Genomic DNA, 16,512 nt, shown 5'->3' on the forward strand with positions numbered 1-16,512 from the left:
ACTAAATATTTCAGGTCGCAGTAATTTGAACAAACACCTCGGTCAGTCCCCTCGCCCCTCTGGGGAGAGGGTTAGGGTGAGGGGCGGATATCCCTGACACCCAACAAAAACCCCAGGCAACAAGGCCCCCGATGAAACGCTACGAAAAATTCGCCGACGACATCGCTGAACTGATCCGCTCCGGTGTTCTCGCCCCCGGCCAGCGCGTGCCGTCGGTGCGCTACGCAAGCCAGACCTACGGGGTCAGCCCGTCCACGGTGTTCCAGGCCTACTACCTGCTCGAACGCCGCGGTCTGATCCGCGCTCGCCCGCGCTCCGGCTACTTCGTCAACACGCACGCGCCGAGCCCGTTCTCGGAGCCGGTGATCAGCAGCCAGGTCAACGAGTCCACCGAAGTCGACGTCAGCGAACTGGTGTTCTCGGTCCTCGACTCGATCAAGGACCCGAACACCGTGCCCTTCGGCTCGGCCTTCCCCAGCCCGACCCTGTTCCCGTTGCAGCGCCTGTCGCGCTCCCTGGCCAGCGCCGCCCGCGAGATGGACCCGCGCATGGTCGTCACCGACATGTCGCCGGGCAACCCGCAACTGCGTCGACAAATTGCCCTGCGCTACATGGTCGGCGGGCTGATGCTGCCCATGGAAGAACTGCTGATTACCAACGGCGCACTGGAAGCGCTGAACCTGTGCCTGCAAGCGGTCACCGAGCCCGGCGATCTGGTGGCCATCGAAGCCCCGGCGTTCTACGCCTGCCTGCAAATACTGGAACGGCTGAAGCTCAAAGCCGTGGAAATCCCTGTGCATCCGCGCGATGGCATCGACCTTGGCGTACTCGCGCAAACCCTGGCACGACACCCGATCAAGGTGGTCTGGTGCATGACCAGTTTCCAGAACCCGATGGGCGCGACGATGCCCGAGGCGAAGAAACAGGAACTGGTTGAGCTATTGCGCAGCCATCAAGTGCCGTTGATCGAGGACGATGTCTACGCCGAACTCTATTACGGCCAACAGGCGCCGAAACCGGCCAAGTCTTTTGATACTGAAGGACTGGTGATGCATTGCGGTTCGTTCGCCAAAAGCCTGGCTCCCGGCTACCGCATCGGTTGGGTCGCCGCCGGGCGCTATGCGCAGAAGATCGAACGGCTGAAACTCATGACGTCGCTGTGCGCGTCGATGCCCGCCCAGGCAGCCATTGCCGATTACCTGCAACACGGTGGCTACGACCGGCACCTGCGAAAACTGCGGTATGCCCTTGAAGAACAGCAAAGCGCCATGCTCGCTGCTATCGCGCGGTACTTCCCGGCGCAAACCCGCGTCAGTCAACCGGCCGGCGGCTATTTCCTGTGGCTGGAATTGCCACCGCAGATGGATTCGCTGAAGTTGTTTCAGATGGCGTTGGCACAAGGGATCAGCATTGCGCCCGGGCCGATTTTTTCACCGACCCAGCGCTTCAGGAATTGTATCCGGCTGAATTACGGCAGCCCCTGGGATGAGACTGCCGAGAAGGCGATGGAGACGCTGGGCCGGATTGTGCGGTCGTTCTGAGGGTTTGATGGCGTCATCGCTGGCGCCTTCGCGAGCAAGCTCGCTCCCACATTGGATAGATGTGAACACAATAATTGTGAACAACACCAATCCCTGTGGGAGCGAGCTTGCTCCGGGCGGCGTTCCGACGAAGAGGCCAGATCAGACAACAACGAATCTATAAGTTAACGCCCGCCGCCAAGATCAACAAATGTCCCGGTCGCATAGGAGGCCTTGTCCGACAGCAACCACACAATCGCCTCAGCCACCTCTTCCGGACGCCCGCCCCGAGCCATCGGAATCGCCGACTCCAGCTTGCTGACCCGATCCGGGTCACCGCTCAATGCGTGGAAATCGGTAAAGATGTAACCAGGACGCACCGCGTTGACGCGGATGCCTTCGCCGGCCACTTCTTTGGACAGGCCGATGGTGAAGGTATCCAGCGCACCTTTGGAGGCGGCGTAATCGACGTATTCATTTGGCGCGCCCAGGCGTGAGGCCACCGAGGACACGTTAACGATGCTGCCACCCTGCCCGCCATGCTTGGGCGACATGCGCAGGATCGCGTGTTTGGCGCAGAGGATCGGCGCCAGGACGTTGGTCCTGAGGATTTTGAGAATACGGAATTCAGACATTTCATCGATCCGCGACTTGTGCCCGACGGTGCCGGCGTTGTTCACCAGTGCAGTGACCCGACCCAACTCAGTGTCCACGCGGTGGAACAGCGCGATCACTTCGTCTTCGATGCTGACGTCGGCGCGCACCGCGATGGCTTGGGCGCCGAGGGCGCGGACTTGTTCCAGCACAGTTTGCGCAGCGGATTCGTCGGCCTGGTAGTTGATGCAGATCCGATAGCCTTGTTCGGCGGCCAACAGGGCGGTGGCGGCACCGATGCCGCGGCTGCCGCCAGTGATGACGATGACTTTGTCCATGCGAAATGTCCCCCGTTCCAAGCGTTAGCAGTCGGGGCCAAGAATAACCGTCATCGGCGGCTTTTGCATGGGCTCACATCAATCACATTGTTCTCAACTCACCGCCAATTGCTCTGCACGCAGAATATCGACCATGAAGCGTTCGGCCGGCAGCGGGTGCCCGAGCAGATAACCCTGCAGCGAATCACAACCGAGTTGCGTCAGGAAGTCTTGCTGCGAGTCGGTCTCCACCCCTTCGGCGACGATCCGCAACCCTAGCGCCTGACCGAGGGCGACGATGGCGGAAACGATGGCGGCGTCATCGCTGTCACGCTCCAGGTCGCGGACAAAACCCCGGTCGATCTTCAGTTCGTTAGCCGGCAGGCGTTTGAGGTACATCAAGCTCGAATAGCCGGTGCCAAAGTCGTCGATCGACAGGTCGACACCCATTGTCGACAACTCCTGAAGCACCGTCATGCTCGCATCGGCATCGCTCATGGCGGTGGTTTCTGTGATCTCGAGGGTCAGGCTGTTGGCCGGCAAATGGTGAGTGGCCAAGGCTTTGGCGACGCTCTGGACCAGGCCCGCGTGGCAGAACTGCAAGGCTGAAAGGTTCACCGCGATGCGCCAGTCGGTGTACCCGAGCACGTACCACTCGCGCATCTGACGGCAGGCTTCGTTGAGCACCCATTCGCCAATTGGAATGATCAGCCCGGTCTTTTCCGCCAGTTCGATGAACTTGTCCGGCAACAGCATGCCCTGAGTCGGATGCTCCCAGCGCAACAGCGCCTCGGCACCGACCGGTCGGCCATTGTTGGCGTCGAACTTGGGTTGGTAATAGAGACTGAATTGCTGCTGATCAATGGCGATACGCAAATCCTGCAATAACTGCAGCTGTTTGCGCGCGTTGCTGTTCATCGAGGCATCGAAGAAGCTGTAGCCGTTTTTCCCGGCGCCCTTGGCGTGGTACATCGCCGCGTCAGCGTTCATCAGCAATTCCTCGGCGGTTTCACCGTTGCCCGGGTATATAGCGATGCCGACGCTGGCGGAAATCTGCAAGTCATGTTCGCCGACCCGGAACGAACGCCCGATCAGCCCGACCTGACGGGCCGCCAGGTTCAATGCGTCATTCTGCTCGCCGAGTTGCACCAGCAATACGAACTCATCACCGCCGATCCGTGCCAGGGTGTCCTGGCTGCGCAAATCCTCGCGCAGGCGCAAGCCGACCTCACGCAACAACAGATCGCCCATATGGTGACCGAAGGCATCGTTGACCGGTTTGAAACCGTCCAGATCGATGAACATCAACGCGAAACAACCGCCCTGCTCCTGCACCATGGACATCGCCTGATCGATGCGGTCAGCCAGCAACACGCGATTCGGCAGGCCGGTCAGGGTGTCATGCAGGGCCAGTTGAGTCAGTTCGCGGTTGGCCTCGGTCAATGAGTGGGCAAGGCCTGCGGTGCGGGCCTCGAGGCGTGCATCGAGGATCGAGGTCAACAAGGCCAGGCTCAACACTGCCAGGGTGGTGATCAGCACCAGATTGTCCAGGCCCTTGCCGTTCAAGCCGCTGACGGCCGCGCCACAGAAACTGCCATCCGGGAACCGCGCCGCCGCCATGCCGGTGTAGTGCATGCCGACGATCGCGAACCCCATGATCACCGCCGCACCGCCACGGATCAGGCCGACATAAGGTGTGTGCTGGCGCAGGCGGAAAGCGATCCACAACGCGGCGCCCGAGGCGACTACGGCGATCAGCAGCGAGGCACCAAATAGCGTCGGATCGTAATCGATACCCGGCTGCATGCGCATGGCGGCCATGCCGGTGTAGTGCATGGCACTGATCCCGGAACCCATGACCAGCGCGCCGAATGCCAGTTGCCAGGCTGGCAATTGTGGCTGGCTGACCAGCCACAGGGCAAAGCCGCAGGACAGGACGCCAATCAGCAGAGACAGCAGCGTGATGCCGATGTCATAACCGAGGTCGATGGGCAATTTGAACGCGAGCATGCCGATGAAATGCATCGACCACACGCCAACCCCCATGGCAAAGGCGCCGCCCGCCGTCCATAAATGCACGGCCCGGCCCTTGGCCGTGGAGATGCGTTCGGTCAGGTCGAGCGCAGTATAGGAGGCGAGAATCGCCACAAAAAGCGAGATGACAACCAGCGTGGGGGAATAGCTACCGATAAGCATGAGACTACTCGCGACAGCCCTCCGTACTGCTTCCATTCTCGGGGGGCAAATCGGGCGATTGTACTGATTGCGCAAAAGAACGCACTGACAAAATAAGCAAATGGCCATCAAGTCGATGAAACGCTTGTTTGATCGTGCGCAAAGACTCTAAAACACCACGCATACCTGTGGGACTGAGGGGCCTGTAGGAGCTGTCGAGTGAAACGAGGCTGCGATCTTTTGATCTTGCTTTTAAGAGATCAGGATCAAAAGATCGCAGCCTCGTTTCACTCGACAGCTCCTACAGGCCTACAGAGTTTTGGGCGGGCGGGGTTATTTGTTTTCGCTCACTTGCAGCGCCCCATCCCAGCCACCACCCAATGCTGCGATCAACTGCACACTGGCAATCAACCGGCTCTGCAACAGGCTCAGCACGCTGCGTTCATTGTTCAACGCGGTGGCCTGAACGACCACCACGCCCAGGTAAGCGATCACACCGGCCTTGTACTGGTTCTGGGTCAGACGCAAGGATTCACGCGCCGCATCCAATGCTTCCTGGCGCACGCCCGCTTCGTCTTCCAGGACCTTGAGCTGCACCAGGTAGTTTTCCACTTCACGGAAGCCATCGAGCACGGTCTGGCGGTACTTGGCCACTGTTTCATCGTAGGCCGCTTCGCTGCGGTCGACTTCCGCGGAGCGCTGACCGCCGTCGAACAAGGTCATGGCCAATTGCGGCCCGACCGACCAGAAGCGGTTCGGCACGCTGAACCAGTTGGAAGAGGTGCTGCTGCTGTAACCACCGTTCAGACTCAGGGTGAAGTCCGGGTAATAGGCCGCCTTGGCCACACCGATGTTGGCATTGGCCGCCATCACCGAACGTTCGGCGGAGGCGATGTCCGGGCGGCGCTCGAGCAATTGCGAAGGCAGGCTCAGCGGTATCTCGGGCAACGCAGGGATGTCTTTGGTTTCAGCCAGGCTGAACTCGGCCGGCGCTAGCCCGATCAGTACGGCAATGGCGTTCTCGAATTGAGCACGCTGCCAGATCAAATCAACCATGTCAGCCTGGGTGGTTTTGAGCTGAGTCTGGGCCTGCGCCACTGCATCCTTGCCGGAGACACCGGCGCGGTACTGGTTTTCAGTCATTGTCAGCGAGCGCTGATAGGCCTCGACCGTCGCCTCAAGCAGGCGTTTCTGCTCGTCGATCACGCGCAGTTGCAGATAGTTCTGCACCAGTTCCGACTGCTGACTCAAGCGCATCGCCGCCAGATCGGCAAAACTCGCCTCGGCATTGGCGGTGTCGGCTTCAAGGCCTCGGCGCAGCTTGCCCCAAACGTCGGCCTCCCAACTGACTCCGGCCTGTGCGGTGTAAGTGTCACGAATCCCGCTGGAAGAACTGGTCAGGCTCGAACTGCTGCTGCCGGTGCCCTGGCTGGAGCGGTTTTTCCCGACGGTCAGGTCCACAGTCGGGAAAAACGCGCCACGGGCACTGCGCACCAAGGCCTGGGCCTGACGGTACTGGGCTTCGGATTGCGCGACGGTCTGGTTGGAACTGTTGAGTTTTTCAACCAGGCCATTGAGCTGCCGATCGCCATACAACTCCCACCACGCGCCGCGTGCCAGGGAATCGCCTGGATTGGCCTGACGCCAGCCTGCCGCTTCCTTGTATTGCGCCGGCGCAGCCGCTTGCGGGCGCTGGTAATCCGGGCCGATGGCGCAGGCGCTGAGCATCGCCACGCACAGCGCCAGGCTCAACAAACGCGAGCCTCGGGCCGTTACCAGCGGTGCAGCCAGAGTGATAAGCGAACGGTCAGTCATAGCGGAGTTTCCAGAGCAGCATCGGTACGCACCCCACGCCAGTGGTTGAAGCGATGGCGCAGTTTGTCGAGATAGAGGTAAACCACCGGGGTGGTGTAAAGGGTCAGCACCTGGCTGAAGATCAGCCCGCCAATGATGGTCAGGCCCAGCGGCTGACGCATTTCGGCACCTTCGGCGCGGCTCAGCAGCAACGGCAACGCGCCGAGGATCGCCGCCAGGGTGGTCATCAGAATCGGCCGCAGACGTTGCAGGCAGGCGCTGCGAATCGACTCCAGCGGCGCCATGCCCTGATGTCGCTCCAGCTGCAAGGCCAGGTCGATCATCAGAATGGCGTTTTTCTTCACTACCCCGATCAACAAGAACAGCCCGAGCAGCGAGATCAGGCTGAACTCACCGCCCAGCGCATAGATCGACAGCAACGCGCCAACCCCGGCCGACGGCAAGGTCGACAGAATCGTCAGCGGATGAATGTAGCTTTCATACAGCACACCCAGCACCAGATACACCGCCACCAGCGCACCGAGAATCATGAACGGCTGGCTCTTCTGGGTGGCGGCGAAGGCGTCGGCGGTGCCCGCCATTTTCACGATCACGTCTTCCGGCATACCCAGTTTGGCGATGGCCCGCTCGATGGCTGCTGTGCCCTGCTCCACCGTCACGCCTTCGGCCATGTCGAAGGAAATGCTCTCGGAGGCGAACTGGCCTTCATGGCTGACGCGGTCGTCTTCCAGGCTGTTTTCGTAATGCGCGATGGTCGAGAGCGGAATCCGCGCGCCGTCAGCGGTGATCACCTGAACCTGTTTGAGGGTGATCGGGTCCTGGGCATATTTCGGATTGACCTCCATGACCACCTGATACTGGTTAAGGCTGTCGTAAATCGTCGAAATTTGCCGCTGGCTGTAAGCGTTGTTCAGCACCGCGGTGACCATGTCCATGTCGACACCCAGGCGTTTGGCCTGATCACGGTCGACGATCAGGGTCACCTGTTGGGCACCACGCCCTTCACGGGCGTCAATCGCCGTCAGCTCCGGCAAGGCCTTGAGCGCAGTCACCACTTTCGGATACCACTCGCGCAACTCGCCAAGGTCGGCGCTTTGCAGGATGTAGGAATACTGCGAGGAGGTCTGTTCACGACCGCCACCAAACTGCAGGTCCTGATCGGCCATCAGCATCAACTGCGCACCAGCGACCTTGGGCATTTCCTTGCGCAGCCGTTCAATGACCTTTTGCGCAGAAATGTTGCGTTCCTTGATCGGCTTCAGCCGCACCAGCATGAAGGCATTGTTGGTGCCGTTGGTGCCGCCGATGAAGCCGGCGACGCTTTGCACCGCGTCATCCTTGAGCACGGCACGGCGGAAGATTTCCATTTTCGGCTGCATCACACTGAATGACAGCCCGTCGTCGCCGCGCACGAAACCAATCAGCTGGCCAGTGTCCTGCTGAGGCATAAATGTTTTAGGAACAACAACATACAGTGCAATGTTAACGCCGACTGTCACGAGCAGACTAAGCAAGGTCAACCGGCGGTGACGCAACACCCAGTCAAGACTTGTCGCGTATTTGCCGACCATCCACTCGTTGGCACGCTGACTCCAGCGTTGCAAACGGTTTTCCTGACCCGGCGTGTGCTGTTTGAGCCAGCGGGCGCAGAGCATCGGTGTCAGCGTCAGCGAGACCACCAGCGACACCACGATGGCCGCCGCCAACGTGATGGAAAACTCGCGAAACAGGCTTTCGACGATCCCGCCCATGAACAGGATCGACAGAAACACGGCCACCAGTGAGACGTTCATCGACAGCAAGGTGAAGCCGACTTCCTGCGCCCCGAGGTACGCGGCCTTCATCGGCGGCACGCCTTCGTCGATGTGCCGGGAAATGTTCTCCAGCACCACAATGGCGTCGTCCACCACCAGCCCGGTGGCCAGAATCAGCGCCATCAGCGACAGATTGTTCAGGGAGAATCCGTAGAGGTACATCACCGCAAAGGTGCCGACCAGCGACACAGGCACCGCAAGGGTCGGAATCAACGAGGCGCGGAAGTTACCGAGGAACAGGAACACCACCAGAATCACCAGCGCCACGGCAATCAGCAGGGTCATTTCCGCTTCGTGCAAGGTCGCCTTGATCACCGGCGACCGGTCCATCGCCAGGTTCAGTTTGACGCTGGCCGGCAACACGGCCTGCAACGCCGGCAGTTGCGCTTTGATTTCGTTGACCGTCTCGATGATGTTGGCGCCGGCCTGACGGTTGATCACCAACAGTACCGCCGCGTCGTTGTTGAAGAAGCCGCTGTTGTAGCGGTCTTCGACGCCGTCGCTGACCTTGGCCACGTCCTTCAGGCGCAGGGCCGCGCCGTCGGCGTAGTGAATGATCAGCGACTCGTAATCCTTGGCTTTCTCGAGTTGATCGTTGGCCTGAACCTGCCACATCCGTTGGCTGTCTTCGACCGAGCCCTTAGGCCTGCGCACGTTGGCGTTGGCGATGGTGTTGCGCACGTCGTCCAGCGCCACGCCGTACTGGTTGAGCGCCTGCGGTTCGAGTTCGATGCGCACCGCCGGCAAGGAACTGCCGCCGATCTGCACTTCGCCGACACCCTGCACCTGAGACAGGCTCTGGGACAGAATCGTCGAGGCCAAATCGTAGAGCTGGCCCTTTTCCAGCACGTCGGAGGTCAGCGACAGCACCATGATGGGCGCCTGGGACGGGTTGACCTTCTTGTAGGTCGGCATGCTGCGCATCCCGCTCGGCAGCAAATTGCGCGAGGCGTTGATTGCCGCCTGCACTTCCCGCGCCGCGCCGTTGATGTCGCGGTCCAGGTCAAACTGCAAAATCACCCGGGTCGAGCCCTGGCTGGAGCGGCTGCTCATGGTGTTGACCCCGGCGATGGCGCCGAAGGAACGCTCAAGCGGCGTGGCCACGGTCGAGGCCATGACCTCAGGGCTTGCACCGGGCAGACTCGCCTGGACCACAATCACCGGGAAATCCATCTGCGGTAACGGCGCCACCGGCAACAGGCCGAAGCTCACGCCGCCCAGCAGCAGGATCGCCAGGCTCAGCAACATCGTCGCGACCGGGCGCTTGATGAAAGGACCGGACAGGTTCATGGCTGTTCTGCCGCTTCCACGGCTTCAGGCTTGCGACCCCAGCGCCGACCGAGGCGGTCGAAGTACAGATAAATTACCGGCGTGGTGAACAAGGTCAGGACCTGACTCACCAGCAGACCACCCACCATCACCAGACCCAACGGTTGACGCAGCTCCGCGCCGGAACCGGTCGCCAGCATCAGAGGCACCGCGCCGAACAACGCGGCCAGTGTGGTCATCAGAATCGGCCGGAAACGCAGCAGCGCCGCCTGATAAATCGCCGTTTCCGGGTCCATGCCCTGGTTGCGTTCAGCGTCGAGGGCAAAGTCGATCATCATGATCGCGTTCTTTTTCACGATACCGATCAACAAAATGATGCCGATGATCGCGATCATTCCCAGATCATTCCCGCTCAACAGCAGCGCCAGCAAGGCGCCGACCGCCGCAGAGGGCAAGGTCGAGAGAATGGTGATCGGGTGGATGTAGCTCTCGTAGAGCACGCCGAGCACGATGTACATGGTCACCACTGCCGCCAGAATCAGCAGCAAGGTGCTCGACAGCGACGCCTGGAATGCCTCGGCCGCGCCCTGGAACTGGGTCTGCACGCCAATCGGCATGCCGATGTCCTTTTGCACCTGGTCGATGATCTGCACTGCATGCCCCAGCGCCACGCCGGGCGCGAGGTTGAAGGACATCATCACCGCCGGGAACTGACCGATGTGAGTGATCGCCAGTTGCGCCTGACGCTCCTCGATATGCGCCAGACTGGACAGGCGCACTTGCCCGCCGTCAGTGGTTTTCACGTGAATCTGGTTCAGCGCATCCGGGCCGATCCTCTCGCCCGACTGCGATTGCAGCACCACACGGTATTGGCTGGCCTGGGTGTAGATGGTGGAAATCTGCCGCTGACCGAAGGCGTCGTACAGCGCATCGGTGATGTTCGACACCGACACGCCGACCCGCGACGCCGCATCGCGGTCAATCACCAGATAGACCTGCAAGCCCTTGTCCTGCAAATCGCTGGCAACGTCGGTCAGCTCCGGCCGTTGGGACAGTGCGTCCACCAAACGACCGCTCCACAGACTCAGCAGCTCCGAGTCCGGCGACGACATGCTGAACTGGTATTGAGTGCGGCTGACGCGGTCTTCAATGGTCAGGTCCTGCACCGGCTGCATGAACAGGCGGATGCCGGGGAGCTTGTCCAGTTCCGGTTGCAGACGTGCAATCACCTCGGTGGCGCTCAGATCGCGATTGCTGTGAGATTTGAGGTTGATCAGCAGACGACCGCTGTTCAGCGTCGAGTTGTCACCGTCGACGCCGATGTAGGACGACAGGCTCTCCACCGCTGGATCCGCCAGGATCACTTTGGCCAGTTCCTGCTGACGTTCGCTCATCGCCGCAAAGGAAATCGACTGCGGTGCCTCGGAAATACCCTGGATCACCCCGGTGTCCTGCACCGGGAAGAAGCCCTTGGGCACCACCATGTAAAGGAACACGGTCAACGCCAGCGTGCCGATGGCCACCATCAGGGTCAGCGGTTGATGCTTGAGAACCCACTTTAACTTGCGCCCGTAAGCCGCGATCATCCAATCAATTGCAGCGCCGCTGGCCCGGTAGAAACGGCCCTGTTCTTCTTCCTTCGGCTCACGTTTGAGCAGCCGCGCGCACATCATCGGCGTCAAGGTCAGGGACACCACCAGGGAAATCAGGATCGCCACCGCCAGAGTGATGGCAAATTCGCGGAACAACCGCCCTACCACGTCGGCCATGAACAGCAGAGGAATCAATACTGCGATCAGCGACAGGGTCAGGGAGATCAGCGTGAAGCCGATCTGTTTGGCGCCCTTTAGCGCCGCATTCAGGGGACTATCGCCCTCTTCGATAAATCGGGAAATGTTCTCCAGCATGACGATCGCATCGTCCACCACGAAACCGGTGGCGATGGTCAGTGCCATCAGGGTCAGGTTGTTGACCGAGAAACCCGCGAGGTACATCACGCCGAAGGTGCCGATCAGCGACAGTGGGACCGCGACCGACGGAATGATCGTAGCGCTGGCCCGACGCAGGAACAGGAAGGTCACCATCACGACCAGCGCAATGGCGATCAACAGTTCGTGCTGCACGTCGGTGACCGAGGCGCGGATAGTCTGGGTGCGGTCGGTCAGCACGGTGACTTCGAGACCGGCCGGCAGGTTGTCGGTGATGCTCGGCAGCAGGGCTTTGATCCGGTCGACCACTTCGATGACGTTGGCGCCAGGCTGACGCTGGATGTTCAGCAGCACGGCCTGGTTTTCGTTGGCCCACGCCGCCAGACGTTCGTTTTCCGCACCATCGACGATCTCCGCCACGTCCTTGAGCCGCAACGGCGCGCCGTTGGCGTAGGCGAGAATCAGGTTGGCGTAGTCCTTGGGCGAGGTCAGTTGATCGTTTGCATCGAGCATCGACACCCGGGTCGGGCCGTCGAAGTTGCCCTTGGGCTGGTTAACGTTGGACGCACCGATCAAGGTGCGTACGTCCGACAGGTTCAAGCCATTGGCGGCCAGCGCCTCGGGGTTGACCTTGATCCGCACGGCCTGACGCTGGCCGCCGGCAATGCTGACCATGCCGACGCCGCTGATCTGGGCAATTTTCTGCGCCATGCGCGTGTCGACCAAGTCATTGAGCTTGGGCAGCAGCATGGTCTTGGAGGTGATGGCCAGCGTCAGCACCGGGGTGTCCGCCGGGTTGACCTTGTTGTACACCGGCGGCGCCGGCAGGTCCTTGGGCAGCAAATTGGTCGCGGCGTTGATCGCCGCCTGCACCTGCTGCTCGGCGACGTCCATGTTGATGTCGAGGCTGAAACGCAGGGTCAGCACCGAAGCGCCGCCGGAACTGGTCGAGGCCATCTGGGTCAGGCCGGGCATCTGCCCGAATTGACGCTCAAGGGGCGCCGTCACGGCGCTGGTCATGACATCCGGGCTGGCACCGGGATACAGCGTCATGACGCGGATGGTCGGGTAATCGACCTGAGGCAATGCCGACACCGGCAACAGCCGATAGGCGATCACGCCGGCCAGGATAATGGCCAGCATGCTCAGGGTCGTGGCGACCGGGCGAAGTATGAACAGCCGCGAGATGTTCATGCGCCGCCCTTTTTCGCCTTGTCGGTGGTCGTCGCGTCAGGCGCCGTGGCGGCCGATTTGCCTTGCAGGTGCCCGGTCGGGGTGGTCGGTACATCCTTGGTGTCGTTGACCACTTCCACTTCACTGCCTTCCTTCAAGCGGTCGGTGCCTTCAAGGACCACGCGATCCCCAGGGGCCAGGCCTTCGGTAACCACGGTGTTTTCACCGTCACTGGCGCCGACTTTCAACTGACGAATCGCGACTTTCTTGTCGCCGTCCAGGGCGTAGACAAACGTACCGTTGGTGCCGAACTGAATTGCTGCCGAAGGTGCGAGCACCACGTCTTTGAGGGTGTCGGCCAGCAGGTGGACGTTGACGAACTGATTCGGGAACAGCGCCTGATCGCGGTTCTCGTAACGAGCCTTGAATTTCAGGGTCCCGGTGGTGACGTCGATCTGGTTGTCCAGGCTCTGCAAGACGCCGGTGGCCTGCAACTTGGTGTCGCCACGGTCCCAGGCTTCGGCGGGCAGTTTGGCGCCGGTGCGATAACGGGCCAGCACGGTGTCCAGGCTGTTTTCCGGCAAGGTGAAGGCAACGCTGATCGGTTGGGTCTGGGTGATGATCACCAGCGCGGTGGTGTCGTTGGCTGCCACCAGGTTGCCAACATCCAGCTGACGCAAGCCCACACGCCCGGCAATCGGGGCGCGGATCTTGGTGAATTCCAGATTGAGCTTGGCGTCGTTGACCGCCGCCTGATTGGTTTTGACCGTGCCCTGATACTGGCCCACCAGTGCTTCGGCGGTGTCCAGAGTCTGCTTGGCGATACTGTCTTCGCGATACAGGCCGCGATAGCGTTCCACATCGACCTGGGCGTTTTTCAGTTGTGCCTGGTTCTGCAGCAACGTGCCTTCGGCCTGAAGCAAGGCGTTCTGGTAAGGACGCGGGTCGATTTCAGCCAGCAGATCGCCTGCCTTGACCATCTGCCCTTCCTCGAAGGAGATCTTCATCAGCTCACCACCGACGCGGCTGCGCACATTAATGGTGTTCAACGCCGTCACGGTGCCCAGCGCCTTGTAGTACAGCGGGAAGTCGCCCTTGACCGCTGGTGCGACACGCACTGGAACAGGCCCGGTCGCCCCGCCGAAACCGGGACGCATCCCCCCCGACCTGCCGGTATGCCCGGCAACGGCTTTTTGCCCTGCGCCCTCTTTTTGGGCAGTGCCGGCAGGCCAGAATTTCCAGCACAGGCCAGCGATGACCAACAGGACAAGCAGGCCAAACAGCCAGCGACGGGGACTACGGGAAACGGAGGATTGCATGGAATGATCAACCATTGGGCGCGTGGGCTTCTTCTACAGGAGGCTGAACGATAAGCACTGGCGGGCATTAAGCAAAGCGGCTTTACCGGCAATTTACCTTCGGCTTACGTAACAGGAGATTTATCTAAGACACTGAAGCACAAATGAAAACGGCCTGGACAGGGCCAGGCCGTTAACAATTGTAAAAGCGCGCTTATTTCAGAACAGCGAGTGCCGCTTCGTAGTTCGGTTCATCAGCGATTTCCTTGACCAGTTCGCTGTGCAGAACGTTGTCGTTTTCGTCCAGAACCACGACGGCACGGGCGGTCAGGCCTTTGAGCGGGCCGTCAGCGATGGCAACACCGTAGTTCTCGATGAACTCGGCGCCGCGCAGGGTCGACAGGTTCTGTACGTTTTCCAGGCCTTCGGCGCCGCAGAAGCGAGCTTGAGCGAACGGCAGGTCAGCGGAGATGCACAGCACGACAGTGTTGGCGACATCACTGGCCTGGGCGTTGAACTTGCGAACCGAAGTCGCGCAGGTCGGGGTATCGACGCTTGGGAAGATGTTCAGCACTTTGCGCTTGCCGGCGAAGCTCGCCAGGGTCACGTCAGACAGATTGCCGGCAACCAGGGAAAAGGCTGGCGCCTTGGAACCGGCTTGTGGCAGTTGGCCGTTGACTTGAACCGGGGAGCCTTTAAGAGTGACTTGAGCCATGAACGGAGTCCTTCTGAACGTTGTTGTAGAGAATTTGAAGAGGCCGAAGTTAACCACGAAATGGCCCGACGACCTATGCCCAGATACAAATTGTGAAGTGTCGCCCCCTAAATTGGATACAACTCTCGCAAGCGACACAAAAACCTGTGGGAGCGAGCTCGCTCGCGATAGCTGACTGACATTCAATATGGATATCGACTGGTACACCGCTATCGTCGGAATGCCGCCCAGACCAAGCTCGCTCCCACAGGAGAAAGTCACGCGGTCGGTGTACAGCGTACCGCCCTCACCGGCCGCAACCCGGTGTTCATGACGAAAGGCAGCCAGCGTTGTCGATTTAAGCGACGGCCATTCGACTAGCCTGTGAGTCACTCACATCCAGCGGAGATAAGACCATGCGATTCATGATCATTGTGAAAGCCAGCCAGGATTCCGAGGCCGGTGTGATGCCCAGCGAGGAACTGATGACCGCGATGGGCAACTACAACGAGGAACTGGTCAAAGCCGGCATCCTCATTGAGTGCGATGGCCTGCAACCCAGCAGCAAAGGCGCCCGCGTGCGTTTCTCGGGTGAAAAGCGCACGGTGATCGACGGTCCGTTCGCCGAAACCAAGGAGCTGATCGCCGGCTATTGGATATGGAACGTGAAGTCGAAACAGGAAGCGATCGAGTGGGTCAAGCGCTGCCCCAACCCGATGCCAGGCACCGACGCCGAGATCGAGATTCGCCAGGTGTTCGAGGCTGAAGATTTCGGGGACGAGTTCACACCGCAATTGCGGGAGCAGGAAGAATGGGTGCGTGCGCAGATGAAGAAGCCCTGAATAATGGATCATTGTGGCGAAGGGGCTTGCCCTCTCGCCACAACTAGCAGTCCATCGATTTCAACCCTCTGTTTCGTATTAACTTTTTAGTACACATAAATTCACGCAAACGTGTACAAAAAACCAAAGATTCCTCCCCTTCGACTGGCGAACCCCGAGTTAGCTGCTAGCTTCAACAGACGTGTCCTACAGGCTTGATAGGAAAGAGATTTCGCAGTAACGGCCGAGAAGTGCCGAGCAGTCCAATGAGCCACGAAGGAACGGGGGATTCATGTCGAACAATGCGCGAGCACACGCCTTTCTAATGGCGGCATCAATGGCGTCTGCCGTTTATGCCCACGCGGATAACGCCGAGACGGCCAACAAAAGTAACAACCCGCTGAACCTGGCGCCCGGCGCCAACCTTCAGGATTACTACACGCCCAAGCTTTACGACACCAATGCCCATACCAACGACCTCCTGATGCGCGGCACGTTGCCCATTGCACCCGGCGACGTTATTAGTGTGCCGCAATTGCTGCGCGCCACCGTGCCGATCAGCACTCGCCCCGACCCAAACAGCGGCTACAGCACCGGTGTAGGTGATCTGAACATTTTCGACATCTTTCTGCTCAAGACCGACGGTGTGCAGCTGGGCATCGGCCCGCAGATCACTGCACCCACCGCCGATCAGGACGAACTGGGCACCGGCAAATGGCAGGCCGGCCTGGCAGCCGTTGCAATTGATTCATCGCCGCGCGGCCTGCTCGGCGCATTGGTGCAATACCAGAGCTCGTTCGCTGGCGACCATGATCGCCCCCACGTCGAAACCGCGACGATACAGCCCTTCATCATGCATAACCTGGCCAAAGGTTGGTATTTGCGTTCGACCGGCACCTGGACGTTCGACCTGAAAAACGACACCCACTACATCCCCATCGGGTTCGGTGGCGGCAAAGTGTGGAAATCCGGTTCCAATATCCTCAATGCATTCGTCGAACCTCAGTGGACCGTGGAACGCAAAGGCGACGGCCTGCCGCAGTTCACGCTGTTCGCCGGGATCAACGTCACGTTTGGCAAATAAGGACTTTCGT

General features: G+C 60.3%; 10 protein-coding genes. 3 read left to right on the forward strand and 7 right to left on the reverse strand.

Annotated features, from left to right (window positions below; genetic code table 11):
• The first annotated feature begins 131 nt into the window (after nucleotides 1-131).
• Nucleotides 132-1,541 carry a GntR family transcriptional regulator MpaR gene (gene mapR / locus VD17_RS09310; RefSeq protein WP_046053582.1) on the forward strand — a complete coding sequence of 470 codons (1,410 nt, stop codon included), beginning with the start codon at nucleotides 132-134 and terminating at the stop codon, nucleotides 1,539-1,541.
• Nucleotides 1,542-1,705: 164 nt separating this feature from the next.
• Here mapR and VD17_RS09315 read toward each other — a convergent pair whose 3' ends face one another.
• From VD17_RS09315 to tpx, 7 genes are all read right to left on the reverse strand, one after another.
• Complete coding sequence (locus tag VD17_RS09315; protein ID WP_046053583.1) at nucleotides 1,706-2,452, reverse strand: SDR family oxidoreductase; 747 nt, start codon at nucleotides 2,450-2,452, stop codon at nucleotides 1,706-1,708.
• Nucleotides 2,453-2,545: 93 nt separating this feature from the next.
• Nucleotides 2,546-4,627 (reverse strand): putative bifunctional diguanylate cyclase/phosphodiesterase, encoded by a 2,082-nt coding sequence (locus tag VD17_RS09320; RefSeq protein WP_046053584.1) that lies wholly within the window; start codon nucleotides 4,625-4,627, stop codon nucleotides 2,546-2,548.
• Between the two features lie 312 nt (nucleotides 4,628-4,939).
• Entirely contained in the window at nucleotides 4,940-6,421 is a 1,482-nt protein-coding gene (locus VD17_RS09325) for an efflux transporter outer membrane subunit (protein WP_046053585.1), read from the reverse strand.
• Nucleotides 6,418-9,525, reverse strand: coding sequence for an efflux RND transporter permease subunit (locus VD17_RS09330; RefSeq protein ID WP_046053586.1), 3,108 nt, complete (start codon nucleotides 9,523-9,525; stop codon nucleotides 6,418-6,420). Before VD17_RS09330 ends, VD17_RS09325 begins: the two co-directional genes overlap by 4 nt.
• Complete coding sequence (locus VD17_RS09335) at nucleotides 9,522-12,626, reverse strand: MdtB/MuxB family multidrug efflux RND transporter permease subunit (protein ID WP_046053587.1); 3,105 nt, start codon at nucleotides 12,624-12,626, stop codon at nucleotides 9,522-9,524. The genes VD17_RS09330 and VD17_RS09335 overlap by 4 nt, the downstream gene beginning before the upstream one ends.
• Complete coding sequence (locus tag VD17_RS09340; RefSeq protein ID WP_046053588.1) at nucleotides 12,623-13,939, reverse strand: MdtA/MuxA family multidrug efflux RND transporter periplasmic adaptor subunit; 1,317 nt, start codon at nucleotides 13,937-13,939, stop codon at nucleotides 12,623-12,625. Before VD17_RS09340 ends, VD17_RS09335 begins: the two co-directional genes overlap by 4 nt.
• Before the next feature lie 178 nt (nucleotides 13,940-14,117).
• The gene (gene tpx, locus VD17_RS09345; protein WP_033054703.1) at nucleotides 14,118-14,618 is read right to left on the reverse strand and encodes a thiol peroxidase; all 501 of its coding nucleotides are present in this window, start codon (nucleotides 14,616-14,618) and stop codon (nucleotides 14,118-14,120) included.
• Between the two features lie 395 nt (nucleotides 14,619-15,013).
• Here tpx and VD17_RS09350 point away from each other — a divergent pair, with 395 nt between their 5' ends.
• Entirely contained in the window at nucleotides 15,014-15,439 is a 426-nt protein-coding gene (locus VD17_RS09350; RefSeq protein WP_046053589.1) for a YciI family protein, read from the forward strand.
• Between the two features lie 316 nt (nucleotides 15,440-15,755).
• On the forward strand, nucleotides 15,756-16,502 hold the full coding sequence (locus tag VD17_RS09355) for a hypothetical protein (protein ID WP_259674545.1): 747 nt from the start codon (nucleotides 15,756-15,758) through the stop codon (nucleotides 16,500-16,502).
• The last annotated feature ends 10 nt before the right edge of the window (nucleotides 16,503-16,512 follow it).

Origin of the sequence: Pseudomonas fluorescens (assembly GCF_000968015.1) — a bacterium.
Lineage (GTDB): Bacteria > Pseudomonadota > Gammaproteobacteria > Pseudomonadales > Pseudomonadaceae > Aquipseudomonas > Aquipseudomonas fluorescens_W.

Bases quoted from the DNA above. Each gene is read 5' to 3' on its own strand.
- mapR (WP_046053582.1), top strand. From the start codon at position 132: ATGAAACGCTACGAAAAATTCGCCGACGACATCGCTGAACTGATCCGC.
- VD17_RS09315 (WP_046053583.1), bottom strand. From the start codon at position 2,452: ATGGACAAAGTCATCGTCATCACTGGCGGCAGCCGCGGCATCGGTGCC.
- VD17_RS09320 (WP_046053584.1), bottom strand. From the start codon at position 4,627: ATGCTTATCGGTAGCTATTCCCCCACGCTGGTTGTCATCTCGCTTTTT.
- VD17_RS09325 (WP_046053585.1), bottom strand. From the start codon at position 6,421: ATGACTGACCGTTCGCTTATCACTCTGGCTGCACCGCTGGTAACGGCC.
- VD17_RS09330 (WP_046053586.1), bottom strand. From the start codon at position 9,525: ATGAACCTGTCCGGTCCTTTCATCAAGCGCCCGGTCGCGACGATGTTG.
- VD17_RS09335 (WP_046053587.1), bottom strand. From the start codon at position 12,626: ATGAACATCTCGCGGCTGTTCATACTTCGCCCGGTCGCCACGACCCTG.
- VD17_RS09340 (WP_046053588.1), bottom strand. From the start codon at position 13,939: ATGGTTGATCATTCCATGCAATCCTCCGTTTCCCGTAGTCCCCGTCGC.
- tpx (WP_033054703.1), bottom strand. From the start codon at position 14,618: ATGGCTCAAGTCACTCTTAAAGGCTCCCCGGTTCAAGTCAACGGCCAA.
- VD17_RS09350 (WP_046053589.1), top strand. From the start codon at position 15,014: ATGCGATTCATGATCATTGTGAAAGCCAGCCAGGATTCCGAGGCCGGT.
- VD17_RS09355 (WP_259674545.1), top strand. From the start codon at position 15,756: ATGGCGTCTGCCGTTTATGCCCACGCGGATAACGCCGAGACGGCCAAC.